The following is a 14814-nucleotide window of genomic DNA, read 5'->3' as shown; positions in this document are numbered from 1 at the left end:
CAGATGCTGCCAGAACGGTCCGGCACGGTGGGACAGGTCCCACATATCCATCGCTGACCTGGGCTTGGAGAAAATGTCGGTGGTCGGGTTCATGATGGTTGTCGTGAGTTCCGACGTGCTCGACGTGTTCTCGCCGGCGACCAGGCAGTGGTTCACCGGCGCGTTCGCCATGCCGACCGAAGCCCAGACGGGCGCGTGGCGTGCCGCGGCGAACGGCGAGCACGCGCTGGTGGTGGCGCCGACCGGGTCCGGCAAGACCCTCGCGGCGTTCCTGTGGGCACTGGACCGGCTGGCGACGCGGCCGAAACCGGCGGAACGCACAGCACGCTGCCGGGTGCTCTACGTGTCGCCGCTCAAGGCGCTGGCCGTCGACGTGCAGCGCAACCTGCGCGCGCCGCTGGCGGGCATCAGCCAGGCCGCGCGCAGGCTGGGCGAGGAGGACCCCGGCATCACGGTCGGTATGCGCACCGGCGACACCCCGGCCGACGAGCGCAGGTCGTTCCAGCGCACCCCGCCCGACATCCTGGTCACCACGCCGGAGTCGCTGTTCCTGCTCCTGACCTCCGCCGCCCGCGAGTCGCTGCGCGGGGTGGAGACGGTGATCGTGGACGAGGTGCACGCGGTGACCGGCACCAAGCGCGGCGCGCACCTCGCCGTGTCGCTCGAACGGCTCGACGCGCTGCTGCCCCGGCCCGCGCAGCGGATCGGGCTGTCGGCCACGGTCCGGCCGATCGACGAGGTCGGCTCGTTCCTCGCGGGCGGGCGGCCGGTCACGGTGGTGGCGCCCAAGATCGGCAAGACCATCGAGATGACGCTGGTCGTGCCGGTGGAGGACATGACGGAGCTGGCCGGGCCGCCGCCGGTTTCCGGCCCGGTCACCCCGGATCCGGACCTCGACCTGCCGGGTGGCATCGGCACGCTGACGGAGCCGGCCGACGGCCCCAGGAGACCGTCGATCTGGCCCGCGGTCGAGGAACGGGTGCTCGAGCTGGTCCGGCGGCACCGCTCCACGATCGTGTTCACCAACTCGCGGCGGCTGGCCGAGCGGCTGACCTCGCGGCTCAACGAACTGGCGGCGGAACGGCCCGTCTACCCGGCCGACGTCGGCCGGTTCCCCGCGGAAGCCATCGCCGAGTCCGGCTGGGCGGCCGGGGTCGAGACGCCGACCGTGGCCCGCGCGCACCACGGGTCGATGTCGCGCGAGCAGCGGAGCTCGGTGGAGGAGGCGCTGAAGTCGGGGCAGCTGCCGTGCGTGGTGGCGACCTCGTCGCTGGAGCTGGGCATCGACATGGGCGCGGTGGACCTCGTCATCCAGATCGAGGCGCCGCCCTCGGTCGCGTCCGGCATGCAGCGCATCGGCCGCGCCGGTCACCAGGTCGGCGCGGTGTCGCGCGGGGTGATGTTCCCCAAGTTCCGCGGCGACCTGGTGGCGTGCGCGGTGGTGGCGGAGCGGATGGCAGAGGGCGCGATCGAGTCCATGCGCTACCCGCGCAACCCGCTCGACGTGCTGGCGCAGCACATCGTGGCGATGGTGTCGCTCGAACCGTGGACCGTGGCCGACCTCGCGGCGCTGGTGCGGCGGGCGGCGCCGTTCGCCGCGCTGCCGGAGTCGGCACTGCACTCGGTGCTGGACATGCTGGCGGGCCGCTACCCGTCGGAGGAGTTCGGCGAGCTGCGGCCGAGGGTGACGTGGGACCGGGTGAACGGCGAGCTGCGCGGGCGTCCCGGTGCGCAGCGGCTCGCGGTGACCTCCGGCGGCACGATCCCCGACCGCGGCCAGTTCACCGTCATGACACCGGCGGCCGAGGGCGGGTCCGGGTCCCGCGTCGGGGAGCTGGACGAGGAGATGGTGTACGAGTCGCGGGTGGGCGACACGTTCCTGCTCGGCACCTCGTCGTGGCGGATCGCGGACATCACGGCCGACCGCGTGATCGCGGTGCCCGCACCCGGCGAACCGGCCAGGATGCCGTTCTGGAAGGGCGACGCCCCCGGCAGACCACTCGAGCTCGGCCGCGCGCTGGGGAAGTTCCTGCGCGAGATGTCGGGCCTGCCGGAGTCCCAGGCGCGGGAACGGGCCAGGGGCGCCGGGCTCGACGAGTTCGCGGCGGGCAACCTCATCGCGTACCTCACCGAGCAGAAGGAGGCCACGCGGCACGTCCCGGACGACCGCACGATGCTCATCGAGCGGTACCGCGACGAGCTGGGCGACTGGCGGGTGGTGCTGCACTCACCGTTCGGCGCGCAGGTCAACGCGCCGTGGGCGCTCGCGATCGGGGCGCTGCTGCGGGAGCGGCGCGGCCTCGATGCCAGGGTGGCGCACTCCGACGACGGCATCGTGATCCAGCTGCCGGACACCGTCGACGCCGAGGGCAAGGACGTGCTCGCGGGCGCGGAGGACGTGCTGCTCGACCCGGACGAGGTCGAGCAGGTGGTGGTGGCCGAGGTCGGCGGGTCGTCGATGTTCGCGTCCCGGTTCCGGGAGTGCGCGGCCCGGTCGCTGCTGCTGCCACGCCGCGACCCGCGCAAGCGGACCCCCCTGTGGCGGCAGCGGCAACGGGCGTCGCAACTGCTGTCGGTGGCGGCGAAGTACGAACAGTTCCCGGTGGTGCTCGAAGCCATGCGGGAGTGCCTGCAGGACGTGTACGACCTCGCGGGGCTGCGGTCGCTGATGGCGGAGGTGCGGTCGCGGAAGGTGCGGGTCGTCGAGGTGGAGACGCGGTCGCCGTCACCGTTCGCGCGCAGCCTGCTGTTCGGGTACGCGGGCCTGTTCCTCTACGACGCCGACACACCGCTGGCGGAGCGGCAGGCGGCGGCGCTGTCGCTGGACTCGTCGCTGCTGGCGGAGCTGCTGGGATCGGAGGCGATCCGGGAGCTGCTCGACCCCGGGGTGCTGGCCGAGGTTGAGCAGTCGCTGCAGCGGCTGGACCCGTCGCGGCACGCCCGGCACGAGGAGGACGCCGCCGACCTGTTGCGGTTCCTCGGTGACCTCTCGCCGGCCGAGGCGGCGCTGCGCGGGGTGGAGCCTGGCTGGCTCGACGAGCTGGAGCGGCAGCGGCGGGTCATCCGGGTGCGGATCGCCGGCGACGAACGGTTCGTGATCATCGAGGACGCGGGCCGGATGCGGGACGCGCTGGGGGTCGCACTGCCCGTCGGTGTGCCGGAGGCGTTCACCGAACCGGTCGACGACCCGCTCGGCGACCTGCTGTCCCGGTACGCGCGGACCCATGGCCCGTTCAGTGCCGAGGAGGTGGCGACCCGTTTCGGGTTGGGCGTCGCGGTGGTGACCGGGGTGCTGGACCGCATGGTCGGCACGGGCAGGCTCGTGCGCGGGGAGCTGCGGCCCGGTGGCACCCACGTGGAGTACTGCGACGCCGACGTCATGCGGCGGGTGCGGCGGGCGTCGCTCGCGAAGCTGCGGGCCGAGGTGGAACCGGTCGAACCGGCGGCGCTCGGCCGGTTCCTCCCGGTGTGGCACGGGGTCGGCAAACGTTTGCGGTCGGCGCCGACCGCGGACGACGTGCTGTCGGTGGTGGAGCAGTTGGCCGGTGCGCCGCTGCCCGCGAGCGGGTTCGAGTCGCTGATCCTGCCATCGCGGTTGCCCGGGTACACCCCGGCGCTGCTGGACGAGCTGACCACGGCCGGTGAGGTGACGTGGTGCGGCACCGGCGCGCTGGCGGGCGGGGACGGCTGGATCGCCGTCGCACCGGCGGATGTGGCGGACCTGCTGCTGCCGGACGTGGAGGAGACGGTCCCGGACACGCCGCTGCACGGCGCGGTCCTGTCCGCCATGGACGGTGGCGCGCTGTTCTTCCGGCAGCTGGCCGACCGGACCGCCGCGATGCTCGTCGACGGTGGCGCCGAGGTGCCCTCGGACGCGGACGTCGTCGCCGCGGTGTGGGACCTGGTGTGGGCCGGGCTCGTCACCAACGACACGATCGCGCCGCTGCGTGCGGTGGTGTCGGGTCGCGGCGCGACCTACAAGCCGAAGCGCACGCCGCCGCGTGGCCGGTACGCGCGGATGCGTGCCGCCAGACCGGTGATGCCGAGCAGGTCTGGCCCGCCGACGGCCGGCGGCCGCTGGTCGCTGGTCGTGCCACGGGAGCAGGACCCGACACGGAGGGCGCATGCCCGCGCGGAGGCTTTCCTGGAACGGCACGGTGTGCTGACGCGCGGCGCGCTCGACACCGAACGCGTGACCGGCGGCTTTTCCGGTGTGTACAAGGTGTTGCGCGCGATGGAGGAGTCGGGCCAGATCGTGCGCGGCTACGTCGTGGAGGGGCTCGGCGCGTCCCAGTTCGCGGCCCGTGGCGCGGTGGACCGATTGCGCGCACTGTCCAAACCGGACCCCGTCGCCTCCTCGGACGCTGCGGCGACGGTGCTGGCGGCGACGGACCCGGCGCAGCCGTACGGGGCCGCCCTGCCGTGGCCGGACCTGGTGGGCACCGGAAAGCACCGGCCAGGGCGGAAAGCAGGCGCTCTCGCGGTGCTGGTCGACGGCGTGCCCGCGCTGTACGTCGAACGCGGCGGCCGTTCGCTGCTGTCGTTCACCGAGGACGACACGGCGTTGCGGGCCGCGGCGGAAGCCCTGTCCCGCGCGGTGCGCGAAGGCTGGCTCGGCCAGCTGGCGGTGCAGCGCGCGGACGGCGAGGTGGCACTGACCTCGAACCTGGCCGACGTCCTGCGGGACGCGGGTTTCCGTGCCACACCGAAGGGTTTGCGCCTGCGCGCGTGACGGCACCGCAGGGGGCCCGCGGCTTGCGGCAGGTGAGGTCGCGTGGGCGAAAGTGCGTGCGGGACTTCGTGTTCACCGGTGATCGTGCTCGTTACGCTCGCCACACGCGTTGGGGAGGTGGTGGACGGCGGAGACCTGGGGGCTCCGCCGCCTACCTGTCCTTCTCCAGCGCGGCCAGCCGCAGCTCCAGCTGGTCCACGCGGTGGCGGAGCAACGTCACCTGCGCTTCGAGGCTCACCTCACGCTCGGCCCGCCGCTGGATCCGCGGCGACTGCGCCGCCCTGGCGACGACCGCGTCGAGCGGCACCAGCCGCTGCGGTCCGTTGGGCCCGTCGACGAGCCGTGACTCGATCTCGCCGTTGCGGTACCAGGCCCGCAGCGCGGAGCGGGACACCCCCGTGTCCTGTTCCGCCTGGGCCAGCGTGACCCACGGCGTGTTCTCGAGCTGCGCGAACAGGTCCAGCTCATCCCGCCAGCGAGACAGCCGCTCATCCCAGTCGGTCATAGGGAGAGCCTATCAATAACACCGTATTGACAGGGTCAGAAGCAGGGTCGACCATCATGTGCATGTTCGAGCGTTTTACCGCGGAAGCCCGCTCTGTCGTGGTCCGCGCACAGGAAGAGGCCCGCGAGCTGCGGCACAACCACATCGGCACCGAGCACATCCTGCTCGGCCTGTTCGCCATGCCGACGAGCGTCGCGGCGACAGCGCTGCGCAACCTGGGCGTCACGGCGGCGACGGTCCGCATCGGGATCGAGGAGATCGTCGGCAAGGGCGAGAAGGAAGCGCCACCGGGGCACATCCCGTTCACCAAACGCGCGAAGAAGGTGCTGGAACTGTCGCTGCGGGAGGCGTTGCAGCTCAAGCACAACTACATCGGCACGGAACACATCCTGCTGGCACTGCAACGCGAGGGCGACGGCCTGGCGGCACAGATCCTGGCGAGCCAGGTCCACGAGATGGGCACCATCCGCACCACGGTCGCCAATCTGCTTCACGAGGGCGCGGGCGACCACCCCGGCAGTGAGCCTGCCCCGCGCACCAACGCGGCGGAGGAGGTCGTCAGCGCGGCACACGCCCTGGCAGGCGACGCCCCCATGGGCAGCCACCACCTGCTGGAGGCCCTGATCCGCGCGGAGGGCAGCATGGCCGCGAAGGTGCTGGCGGACCTGGGCATCGACCCGGCCACGATCGCGTCGAAGGTCGACGAGTTCGACGCGGAGGACACCACGGACGCGACCCCGGAAGAACTGGCCGCGAGAAAGATGGAGCTACGCGTCGAGGACGACGAGGTACACCTGATCTTCCGCGACGCGGGAACCCTCGACCTCGCGAAGGCCGTCACCACCCTGGTGGCGGGCCCACTGACCGCGACCGGCCCGGTGACGGGAAAGTTCGTTCCCCTGTGGACCAAGACGAACCAGCTACTGCTCTCCCTTCTGCAGACGCTGCGCGACGACCCACCCCCGGACACCACACCGCGCGACAAGGCGGCGCTACTGGTCCGCCGAGTCCTGCACGACCGCCTCCGCCGCCGCGAGCGCTGACCCACCACGAGACGACAGGAAGCCGGACCGGGGTACGAACCTGCCGGACCACTCGCCGGCCTCATGCGGCGGTGACCGACCCGGTCCGCGCGCGGCCAGCGGTATCACCGAGGCGTCAACACACAGAACTCGTTCCCCTCCACATCAGCCAGCACCTGCCACGGCACCCTCCCCTGCCCGACGTCGACCTTCCGCGCCCCGAGCTCCACCAGACGGGTCACCTCGGCCCACTGGTCCTCCCCCGCGGGCGGCGCCACATCCAGGTGCACACGGTTCTTCACCCGATGCGGCTCACCGGTCCGGACGAACTCCAGCCACGGACCACGCCCACCCGGTGACCGCAACGACGCGCTGCAGGGCGTGGTCGCCACCACCGGCCAGCCGGTTGCCGCGGACCAGAACCCGGCCAGGGGCAAGGGTTCCACCGCGTCCACCACCATCGCGGCCACGGCGCCCGTCGCCGCGTACTCCGGGCGTTGTTCCAGTACGCAGAACTCGTTGCCCTCCGGGTCGGCCAGCACGATCCACGGGACGTTGCGCTGGCCGACGTCGGCGCGGACCGCCCCCAGTGACTCCGCGTGAGCGACGATGGCAGCCTGGTGGTCCGGGGAGGCGCTCGCCAGGTCCAGGTGGACGCGGTTCTTGCCCGTCTTGGGCCCGGACACCGGGACGAAGACCAGGGTGAACTCCCAGCCGTCGTCGGGCGGCGCCACCACGTCCACCTCGTCGTCGTCCGCGTCGGACACCCGCCAGCCCAGCAGGTCCACCCAGAACTCCGCCAGGGCCGAGGGGTCGGCCGCGTCTACCACCACGTTGCACAGTCGCGTGGACATGCGCAGGAAACTAGCGGACGGCACCGACAGTTCAGCGGGTCGCGACCCCGAGCAGGGATCTCAGCTGCGCGACCAGGGCCGGGTCACCCGACTCCTGCACGTACGCGCCGGGGCGCCTGCCCCACAACCACAGGTACATTCCCGTCGCGTCGCTGGAGACCGTGGCGTCCGCCTGCTCGTCCTCGTCGGTGCGCCACGCCGAGGTGCCGGTGGTGGAGACCCTCGCGATCCAGCGCCTGCCACCGGCGCTGACCGCGACGCGGCCGGGAACCACGTCGGAGACGCCCAGCACGCCGAGACGGTGGGTGAACCACAGCGACATGAGCTCGTCGATGCCGTCCAGTGCCACCTCCGGCGCGATGTTGCCGACGATGAACCGGGCACCGGTCAACTGGACGTCGACGCGGTGAACGGTCGTCTCGTGCGCCAGCCTGCGGCACCAGAACCCGAAGTTCTGGTGCTCGGACCACCACGTCGGGGCACCGTCGAGCGGGTCGTGCCGGTCCAGTTCGTCGACTACCTCCAGCAGGCCTGCCCGCAGGTAGTCCACGACGCCCTGGCCGTGCGCGGGCTCGCGCTGCCAGCGGGTGGGCCGCTCGCCGTCGCGCAGCCATGACACCACCATCCGGTAGACGGACCCGACGTGCCGCACCACCTCGCCGAGCCGCATGCCAGGCAGGTGCGCCACCTCCAGGTCCGGGTCAGTTCCCGTCGCCGACGTGGCCAGCCGCTCCCCCTCGGTGTCCAGCACGTCGAGCAGACGGGCGTAGTCGACCAGTGGTGTGACGGTCACCGGTCCGCGCCGCGGATCGACCGCGACACCAGCTCGAGGAACTGCCCGGCCTGGCGGACGAGGTCGTCCGCGGACCGGGTGCCGACCGCACGCGTGATGCCTGCCTGCACGGAGGCGCGGGTCGCCGAGCAGGACGCGAAGAACGCCGCCCACTCCCGCAGCTCCGGCGCCACCGACGACAGCAGCGTCCACACGCTCATCGGGCGCGACCGGGCGCGGTGGGGCCGCCCGCGCATGGCGAGCAGCGCGGCCGCGCCCCGCAACGCCGCGAGGTAGGCGTCCGCGAACCGCCGCGCCGCGTCCTCCTCCAGTTCCGCGGCGGCGAGCCCGGCCTCGGCGTGGGCGAGCAGGCCGTGCGCCGACTCCGGCGCCGAATGGTGGTTGGGAAAGTCGAGAGTCGCGGTCACCGGATCTCCTCGCGGATCGGAAAATCATCACTGGCTGTGACGATGTGCCGTGGGGAAGCCGGCGGGGCTCGGTGGCAAGGCGCTTCCCCCGCCCTGCCACCGAGCCAATTGTTCGAACGCGTGTTCGAACAGTTCGAGCTTAACTCCGGCTGCCGGGAGACTCAACCTCGACCTGGGAATTTCAGCGGCGAGACAGGCCACACCCGTGGTCAGATAGGGCCATGACCTCTCTCGACCACCCTTCGATCAGCAAGCTGGCCGCCGCACTGCGGGAGGCCGGGATGGCCGCCGCCGCGGACGGCATCCGCATCCTCGACGACGAGGTGCGCACCGCGGCGGCGGCCGCGCAGGCCCTCGGCGTCGAGGTCGGGGCGATCGCCAACAGCCTCGTCTTCCGAGCTACGTACGGTGACGAGGTGCGGCCGCTGCTGGCGCTGACCTCCGGCGCCCACCGCGCGGACACCGCGACGCTCGCGGCGCTGGCGGGCGCGGACAAGGTGGGCAGGGCCGATCCGGCGTTCGTGCGGGAACACACCGGTCAGGCGATCGGCGGGGTCGCGCCAGTGGGACACCCGCACCGGGTTCACACGATCGTTGACGAAGACCTGGCACGCTATGCGGTGGTGTGGGCGGCCGCAGGCCACCCGAAGTCGGTGTTCCCGACGACCTACGCGGATCTGCTCACCCTCACGGGGGGCACGGCTGCGGCCGTCGCGGACGGGGAGGAGAATCGGTAGTCGTGACCGCGGTCCCGCCACGTGTAGAACGGTTCGTCGACCTCTCCGCCGACGAGCTGCGCACGCGCCTGCCAGAAGCGTTGTCGCTGTACGTCACCGCGATGCGTTACCCCGCGGGCACCGCCGAGCAGCGCGCGCCCATGTGGCTCGCGCACATGCTCCGCGCGGAGTGGCGTTGCGTCGGCGCCTTCGACCCCGACGACCGCATGGTGGGTGTCGCGTACGGCTACCGGGGTGCTGCGGGCCAGTGGTGGCACGAGCAGGTGCGCCGCGGCATCATCGAGCAGTCCGGCACCGAGCCCGCCGACCGCTGGCTGAACGACTACTTCGAGCTGACCGAGGTGCACGTCGCGCCCGCGAGCCAGGGCCGGGGCATCGGCGAGGAGCTGCTGCGCGGGCTGCTGGCCGGAGTGCGCGCGTCGCGGGTGCTCCTGTCGACCCCGGAAGGCCCGACACGCGCGTGGCGGCTGTACTACCGGCTCGGTTTCACCGACGTGCTGCGCCACTACCGGTTCACGGGTGACCCGAGGCCCTTCGGCGTGCTGGGTCGCGTTCTGCCGCTCTGATCCTGGGTGGCGGACTTGCGGGCCGGGATGGCGTTCCACCCCGGCCACGGCTCAGCTGACGAGATCGGTCGGTCGGTCCTGTTGCTCCACCGGGTTCACCGTCGGCACCGGCAGCTCGACGACCGTCGCGGTCGCCCGCTCGGGTGCCGAGGGCGCCGGTCGCCGCCACGTCCGCCGCAGCAGCCGGTGCAGCCACCGCCAGCGGTCGCGCGCGGCGTCGGCCTCCAGCTCGGCGAGCGAGATGGTGTGGCCGAACCGGGCCTTGGCCGCCAGGTACCGGCGGGCCTCGACGCTCTGCCCGCGGACCAGGAACGGCTGCTGTTCGACCTGGACGTCCGCCGTGGACAGTGCCGCGACCTTCGCCGGGTTGTTGGTGAGCAGCCGGACCCTGCGCAGCTTCAGGCTGCGGAGGATCGCCACCGCGTCCCCATAGGACCGCGAGTCCTCCGGCAACCCGAGCACCCGGTAGCTGGAAAACGTGTCCAGGCCCTCACGCTGGGTCAACTGGTACCCGAGAGCCTTCGCGAGCAGCCCGGCGCCTCTGCCCTCCTGATCGAGGTAGATGAGCACACCGGAGCCCGCCTTGCGCATCATGGCCATCGACTGTCGCAACTGGTCTCGGCAGTCGCAGTCGACGGACTCGAAGATCTCGCCGTACACACATCGCGAGTGGATCCGAACGAGACACCCGTCCTCGGGCTCGCCGAACACCGCGGCGCACGGCTGGTTGCCGTGTATGTCGGAACCCCCGCTGAGCACGACGACGCGGAAGTCCCCGTCAGCGTGCCTCAGCTCGTGTTCCGTCAGGTTTACATCGCCCACGCGGGCTACCCCACACTCTGGTCCGACTCCATGATCCGTCCGACGTCGCCGGGCTTGGGCATGGCGTCTGTGATGATGTCTATGGAAAGGTTCGTGGCCATCGCCGCGCTCGCCCACTGGAGCGTCTCGCGGGTGAGGCCTCGGCGCCCGATCCTGAGCAAATGATGTACCAGGGCGGCTGAGAAGGCTTCTCTAGCCCCCGGGGAATCGGTGAGCGGTACCGACGGTGCGTCGATGTCCGCTTCCAACTCACGAGACCTGATCCGGCAGCGAAAATTCTCCACGACACAGACTGTCGCCACGCCCATGGTGCGCAGCTGACGCGCGATCTCGTCAATGCTCTTGTCGTCGCTGAAGGGGGGCAGCAGCTTGCTCAGTGCCCATTCGGAACCCACGACGTAGTCCACCCCGGTCAGCTGCCGGTAGATCTGCTGTGGACGGTCCAGTGGTGGCGACGCCTGCAGCAGTACCAGCGGCTTCCTCGGCAGATTCCGTGCGGTGTCCAATGTCCACTTCACGACATCGACCGGCGCTTCCAGGGTCACGAGCACGGCGTCGGCCTCGGCCAGCGCACGGCTCATCGCCTGGCTTCGCATGTCTCTTGTGGAGAGTGCGACCCGGAGCTCGTTCTTCCAGCCGATCGTGGCGGCGTCTCCGTTGGGCAGCACAATAACCTGTGCCACGGGGGTCGCTTCGCCCGGTGCTTCAACGATCAAGTCGGTGGCCAGGCCCTGCTCACGCATGTACTCGAGGAGGCTGGCCGCGGCCGCGTCGTCGCCGACCGCGGCGGCGAAACGGACGTCGAACCCCATCCGCCTGCCCGCCACGGCGAGGTTGAGGCCCTTGCCGCCGGGGTTCATGTGGAACGAGGTCGCCTGCACCGACGTGCCCGCCACGGGCAGCGTCTCGACGACCGTGATGTGGTCCATCACCGCGCCGCCCACCACCACGACCCCGTTGCCCGGCTCCTCGGTCGTCTCGCGGCGGACCAGGCCCGCGGCACGCACGCAGCGCTCCGCCAGGACGCCGAGCGTCCTCTCCTCCACCGAGCCACGCAGGCTGCGCACGGTCGGCGCCTGCGGTGGGTGCTCGACACCCATCAGCTCGTGCAGCGTCGCCCAGCCCTCCGACAGCGCGATCCGCCGCACGCCGAGGTCCGCGCGGTAGAGGCGGTTGGCGAGCGCCGGCTGGTCCGTCAGCTCGTCCGCGAGCATGCCGAGCGCGAGCACCACGTCGGCGATGAGCCGGTCGGTGGGGTCGAGCTCGGCGACCATCGCGGCCACCGCGTCGACGATCGCCTGCTCGACAGGCGCGCCGGACTCACGGATGGCGCGCTGCACCGCGGGCAGATCCGCGAGGACACGCGTGTCCACCTCGGTGTCGCGCAGACGTCTGGCGGTCAGACCGGCATGGGTCCTCAGCTTGAGGAAGACGCCGCGGACACCGATGACTTCCGCGTCGGTTGCCATGGCCGACCTCCACTGGGGTGTCACTTGCCTCCACTATCTCGTGTCGCGCAAGCACCGGGCACGCGGTTTCCCACGTTCTATGGTGACCGGTCTATTGAATTAGGTAGACCGGTCACCATATTCTGTCGCCGTGCCCGCAAACTGACGACGTTGCTTCCTCCGAACGGGGGTCAGCGGCTGCGACGGCAGGGCTAGCACACGACCGGATTGCCCCAATCGGTGGACAAGCAGAGTGATTTTCGCTGTTTCCACATTTCTTGCAGCAAAGACCAACCGAACGGCCGAACTTGGAGCACACGGATGAACGTCACCCATCACCGCTGACGGGAAGGAACCCGCGCGGGTCGTGTGCCACTGTCTGGTCGTCGAGGCATCCCGCTTCACCTCTGTCGTGCAGGGCCGGGCTTCAGATCCTTGCCAGGCACTCGCGCATGGTGTCCATGCCCATCTGGCCCAGGTAGAGGGCTTCCATGTGGAAGTGCTTCAGGTCGAAGTCCTTGCCCGCGCGTGCCCGCGCGTCGTCGCGGGCCGACAGCCACAGGCGTTCGCCCAGCTTGTAGGCCGGGGCCTGACCCGCCCAGCCCAGGTAGCGGTCCACCTCGTCCACGACCAGCTCGCGTTCGGTGATGGTGCGGGTCAGCATGAACTCCAGGCCCAGGTCCGGGGTCCAGGTCTCGCCCTCGTGGAAGCCGGTGCCGGACGGGATCCTCAGCTCCAGGTGCATGCCGATGTCGATGATCACCCTGGCGGCGCGGAAGATGTTCTCGTTGAGCATCCCGAACAGGTAGCCGTCGTCGGACAGGTAGCCGAACTCGCGCATCAGGCGTTCGGCGTAGAGCGCCCAGCCCTCCGAGTACGCGGGCACCCACGACAGCATCCGCTGGAACTTGTTCAGGCGGTCCGCGTGGTACATCGCGGTCGCGATCTGCATGTGGTGGCCGGGCACGCCCTCGTGGTAGACGATGCTGGCCTCGCGCCACGTGGTGAACGACTCCTTGTCCGGCGGCAGGGCCCACCACATCGCGCCCGGACGGCCGAAGTCGTCGGTGGGGTTGGTGTAGTACGCGCCCGCGCTGCCGCCCGGCGGGGCGATCCTGCAGTCCAGCCGCATGATCTCGTCCGGGATGTCGAAGTGCACCCCGCGCAGGTCGGACAGGGCCTGGTCGGACAGCTTCTGCATCCACTCGCGGAAGGCCTCGACGCCCTCGACCCGGTAGCGCGGGTCGTTGTCGAGTGTGTCGGCTGCCTCGGCCAGGCCCGCGCCGGGCCTGATGCGGTGCGCCACCTCCTTCATCTCCGCCTCGAGGCGCAGGAACTCCGTCCAGCCCCACTCGTAGGCCTCGCGCAGGTCAAGGGCGGCGCCCAGGTAGCGGCGGGACAGCAGCTCGTAGGCGTCCTCGCCGACCGCGTCCTTCTCGGGTGCCTTCGGCAGCAGGTCGGCGCGGAGGAACTCCGCCAGCTCGCCGTACGCCCTCGACGCGGCCGCGGCACCCGCGTCCAGGTCGGCGCGGACGCTGTCCGGGACGACCTTCGCGCCGGCCACGAAGTCGGTGAAGAAACCGCCGCTCCACTTCTGGCACTGGTCGGCGACCTTGGTGACCTGGCGGACGGCGGACACGTGCCCGTTGGCGGCCGCGTGCAGCAGGGACGTGCGGTACCCGGCGAGCGCCGCAGGCAGGCGGGACAGGCGGGTCGCGATCGTGGCCCAGTCGTCGGCGGTGTCCGCGGGCATCAGGTCGAACGTGGACCGCAGGTTCTGCGCCGGGCTCGCGAGCACGTTGAGGTCCGAGTCGACCAGACCGGCGTCGTACAGCTCGACCTCGACACCGAGCCGCTCGGTGAACACGGCCTTGGCGACGCGTTCCGCGTCGTCGGCCGGTTCGACCTCGGCCACGTCGGCGAGTGCGCGCCTGGCCAGGTCGACGACCGCCGCGTTGCCCTCCGGTGACAGGTCCGGCCACTTGTCGTCGAACCCGGGGATGCCCAGCTCGGTCGCCATGGTGGGCGCGAGGCGGACATAGGAGTCCACGTAGTCGTCGCTGATGCGGTGCACGGTCATGGCGGGCACGCTACCCATTCCGGCCTGTCACGCACACGGGGTTTCGCGCCGGTGGACGGCTACTGGCAGGATGGCCCGGTGCGCAGGGTTTCCAGGGTCACAGGGCTTCTCGCGCTGTTCGGCATGCTGATGCTCTCGCTGACCGGCTGCCTGCGCGTCCACGCCGCGCTGGCCGTGTCGCCGGACGACTTGTTGTCGGGTGAGCTGATCGTCGCCTCGCTGCCGGTGAGCGAGCAGGACAACGGGCCGCCGCTCACGATCCCGCCCGAGCTGAACGACCGCGTGCGGGCGGAGAAGTACACACAGGACGGCTACGTGGGCCAGAAGGTGACCTTCTCCGAGCTGCGGTTCACCGACGTGGCGACGCTCGTGGAGTCGATCTCCGAGGTCAACAAGTACCGGCTGTCGTTCCGCAGGGCAGGTGGACTGGTCACGCTCGCCGGGTCGGTCGACCTGACGCAGGTGCCGAAGGACCGCGCCGACATCCAGATCAAGATCGCCTTCCCCGGCACGGTCACCAGGACCGACGGCGACGAGGACGACGGCACGGTCAGCTGGTCCCCGAAGCCGGGCTCGGTCACCGAGTTCAACGCGATCGCGCGGTACTCCGACGAGGGCGGCGAGTCGCTGACGAAGTGGGTGATGATCGTCGGCGGCGGTGCGCTGCTGGCGGCGGTGATCGCCGCGTTGCTCGCGCTGATCGCGCACCGGCGCAGCGTGAACGCGGACCGCGCGCAGGCAGCGGCCGGCAGCTAGACGATTGATTCCGTGAAGATCATGTGAAGTGGCTTGGCGTACGGACCCGTCATCAGGGCCGATGCCGTGAAAGGCGTGTGTTCACAGCACAA

The 14814-nt window shown here is 71.0% G+C and carries 12 protein-coding genes; 5 read left to right on the top strand and 7 right to left on the bottom strand.

Going from position 1 to position 14814, the window contains the following annotated elements; all coding sequences use genetic code 11:
* The first annotated feature begins 91 nt into the window (after positions 1 to 91).
* Positions 92 to 4732, top strand: coding sequence for an ATP-dependent helicase (locus ACFPCV_RS33715; RefSeq protein WP_465251581.1), 4641 nt, complete (start codon positions 92 to 94; stop codon positions 4730 to 4732).
* A gap of 151 nt (positions 4733 to 4883) precedes the next feature.
* On the opposite strand, the gene ACFPCV_RS33710 is transcribed toward ACFPCV_RS33715, so the two are convergent.
* Positions 4884 to 5237: an excisionase gene (locus ACFPCV_RS33710; protein WP_378060973.1), complete on the bottom strand. Its 354-nt coding sequence runs from the start codon at positions 5235 to 5237 to the stop codon at positions 4884 to 4886.
* A gap of 62 nt (positions 5238 to 5299) precedes the next feature.
* Here ACFPCV_RS33710 and ACFPCV_RS39030 point away from each other — a divergent pair, with 62 nt between their 5' ends.
* Entirely contained in the window at positions 5300 to 6280 is a 981-nt protein-coding gene (locus ACFPCV_RS39030; protein ID WP_465251580.1) for a Clp protease N-terminal domain-containing protein, read from the top strand.
* Between the two features lie 104 nt (positions 6281 to 6384).
* On the opposite strand, the gene ACFPCV_RS33695 is transcribed toward ACFPCV_RS39030, so the two are convergent.
* The 3 genes from ACFPCV_RS33695 to ACFPCV_RS33685 are packed head-to-tail and all read right to left on the bottom strand — an operon-like array spanning position 6385 to position 8313.
* A complete protein-coding gene (locus ACFPCV_RS33695) occupies positions 6385 to 7113 on the bottom strand; it encodes a VOC family protein (RefSeq protein ID WP_378060972.1) in 729 nt (242 codons plus the stop codon).
* Between the two features lie 31 nt (positions 7114 to 7144).
* Entirely contained in the window at positions 7145 to 7906 is a 762-nt protein-coding gene (locus tag ACFPCV_RS33690; RefSeq protein WP_378060971.1) for a maleylpyruvate isomerase N-terminal domain-containing protein, read from the bottom strand.
* Positions 7903 to 8313, bottom strand: a complete 411-nt coding sequence (locus ACFPCV_RS33685; RefSeq protein ID WP_378060969.1) for an SAV_6107 family HEPN domain-containing protein — start codon at positions 8311 to 8313, stop codon at positions 7903 to 7905. The genes ACFPCV_RS33690 and ACFPCV_RS33685 overlap by 4 nt, the downstream gene beginning before the upstream one ends.
* Before the next feature lie 221 nt (positions 8314 to 8534).
* Between ACFPCV_RS33685 and ACFPCV_RS33680 the strand changes: the two genes are divergently transcribed.
* Together ACFPCV_RS33680 and ACFPCV_RS33675 are read left to right on the top strand one after the other, a co-directional pair.
* The gene (locus ACFPCV_RS33680) at positions 8535 to 9050 is read left to right on the top strand and encodes a YbaK/EbsC family protein (protein ID WP_378060967.1); all 516 of its coding nucleotides are present in this window, start codon (positions 8535 to 8537) and stop codon (positions 9048 to 9050) included.
* 2 nt (positions 9051 to 9052) lie between these two features.
* Positions 9053 to 9616 carry a GNAT family N-acetyltransferase gene (locus ACFPCV_RS33675; protein WP_378060965.1) on the top strand — a complete coding sequence of 188 codons (564 nt, stop codon included), beginning with the start codon at positions 9053 to 9055 and terminating at the stop codon, positions 9614 to 9616.
* Between the two features lie 51 nt (positions 9617 to 9667).
* Here ACFPCV_RS33675 and ACFPCV_RS33670 read toward each other — a convergent pair whose 3' ends face one another.
* From ACFPCV_RS33670 to ACFPCV_RS33660, 3 genes are all read right to left on the bottom strand, one after another.
* The gene (locus ACFPCV_RS33670; protein ID WP_378060964.1) at positions 9668 to 10438 is read right to left on the bottom strand and encodes a GTP cyclohydrolase II; all 771 of its coding nucleotides are present in this window, start codon (positions 10436 to 10438) and stop codon (positions 9668 to 9670) included.
* A gap of 5 nt (positions 10439 to 10443) precedes the next feature.
* On the bottom strand, positions 10444 to 11907 hold the full coding sequence (locus tag ACFPCV_RS33665; protein WP_378060963.1) for a PfkB family carbohydrate kinase: 1464 nt from the start codon (positions 11905 to 11907) through the stop codon (positions 10444 to 10446).
* Positions 11908 to 12313: 406 nt separating this feature from the next.
* Positions 12314 to 13966 (bottom strand): DUF885 domain-containing protein, encoded by a 1653-nt coding sequence (locus ACFPCV_RS33660; protein WP_378060962.1) that lies wholly within the window; start codon positions 13964 to 13966, stop codon positions 12314 to 12316.
* Between the two features lie 78 nt (positions 13967 to 14044).
* On the opposite strand from ACFPCV_RS33660, the gene ACFPCV_RS33655 reads away from it, so the two are divergent.
* A complete protein-coding gene (locus ACFPCV_RS33655; RefSeq protein ID WP_378060961.1) occupies positions 14045 to 14722 on the top strand; it encodes an LppM family (lipo)protein in 678 nt (225 codons plus the stop codon).
* Positions 14723 to 14814 lie beyond the last annotated feature (92 nt).

Origin of the sequence: Actinophytocola glycyrrhizae (genome assembly GCF_042653545.1) — a bacterium.
Classification (GTDB): domain Bacteria; phylum Actinomycetota; class Actinomycetes; order Mycobacteriales; family Pseudonocardiaceae; genus Actinophytocola; species Actinophytocola glycyrrhizae.
Note: the sequence above shows the minus strand (reverse complement) of the source record. Positions and strands in the feature narration are given on the sequence as shown.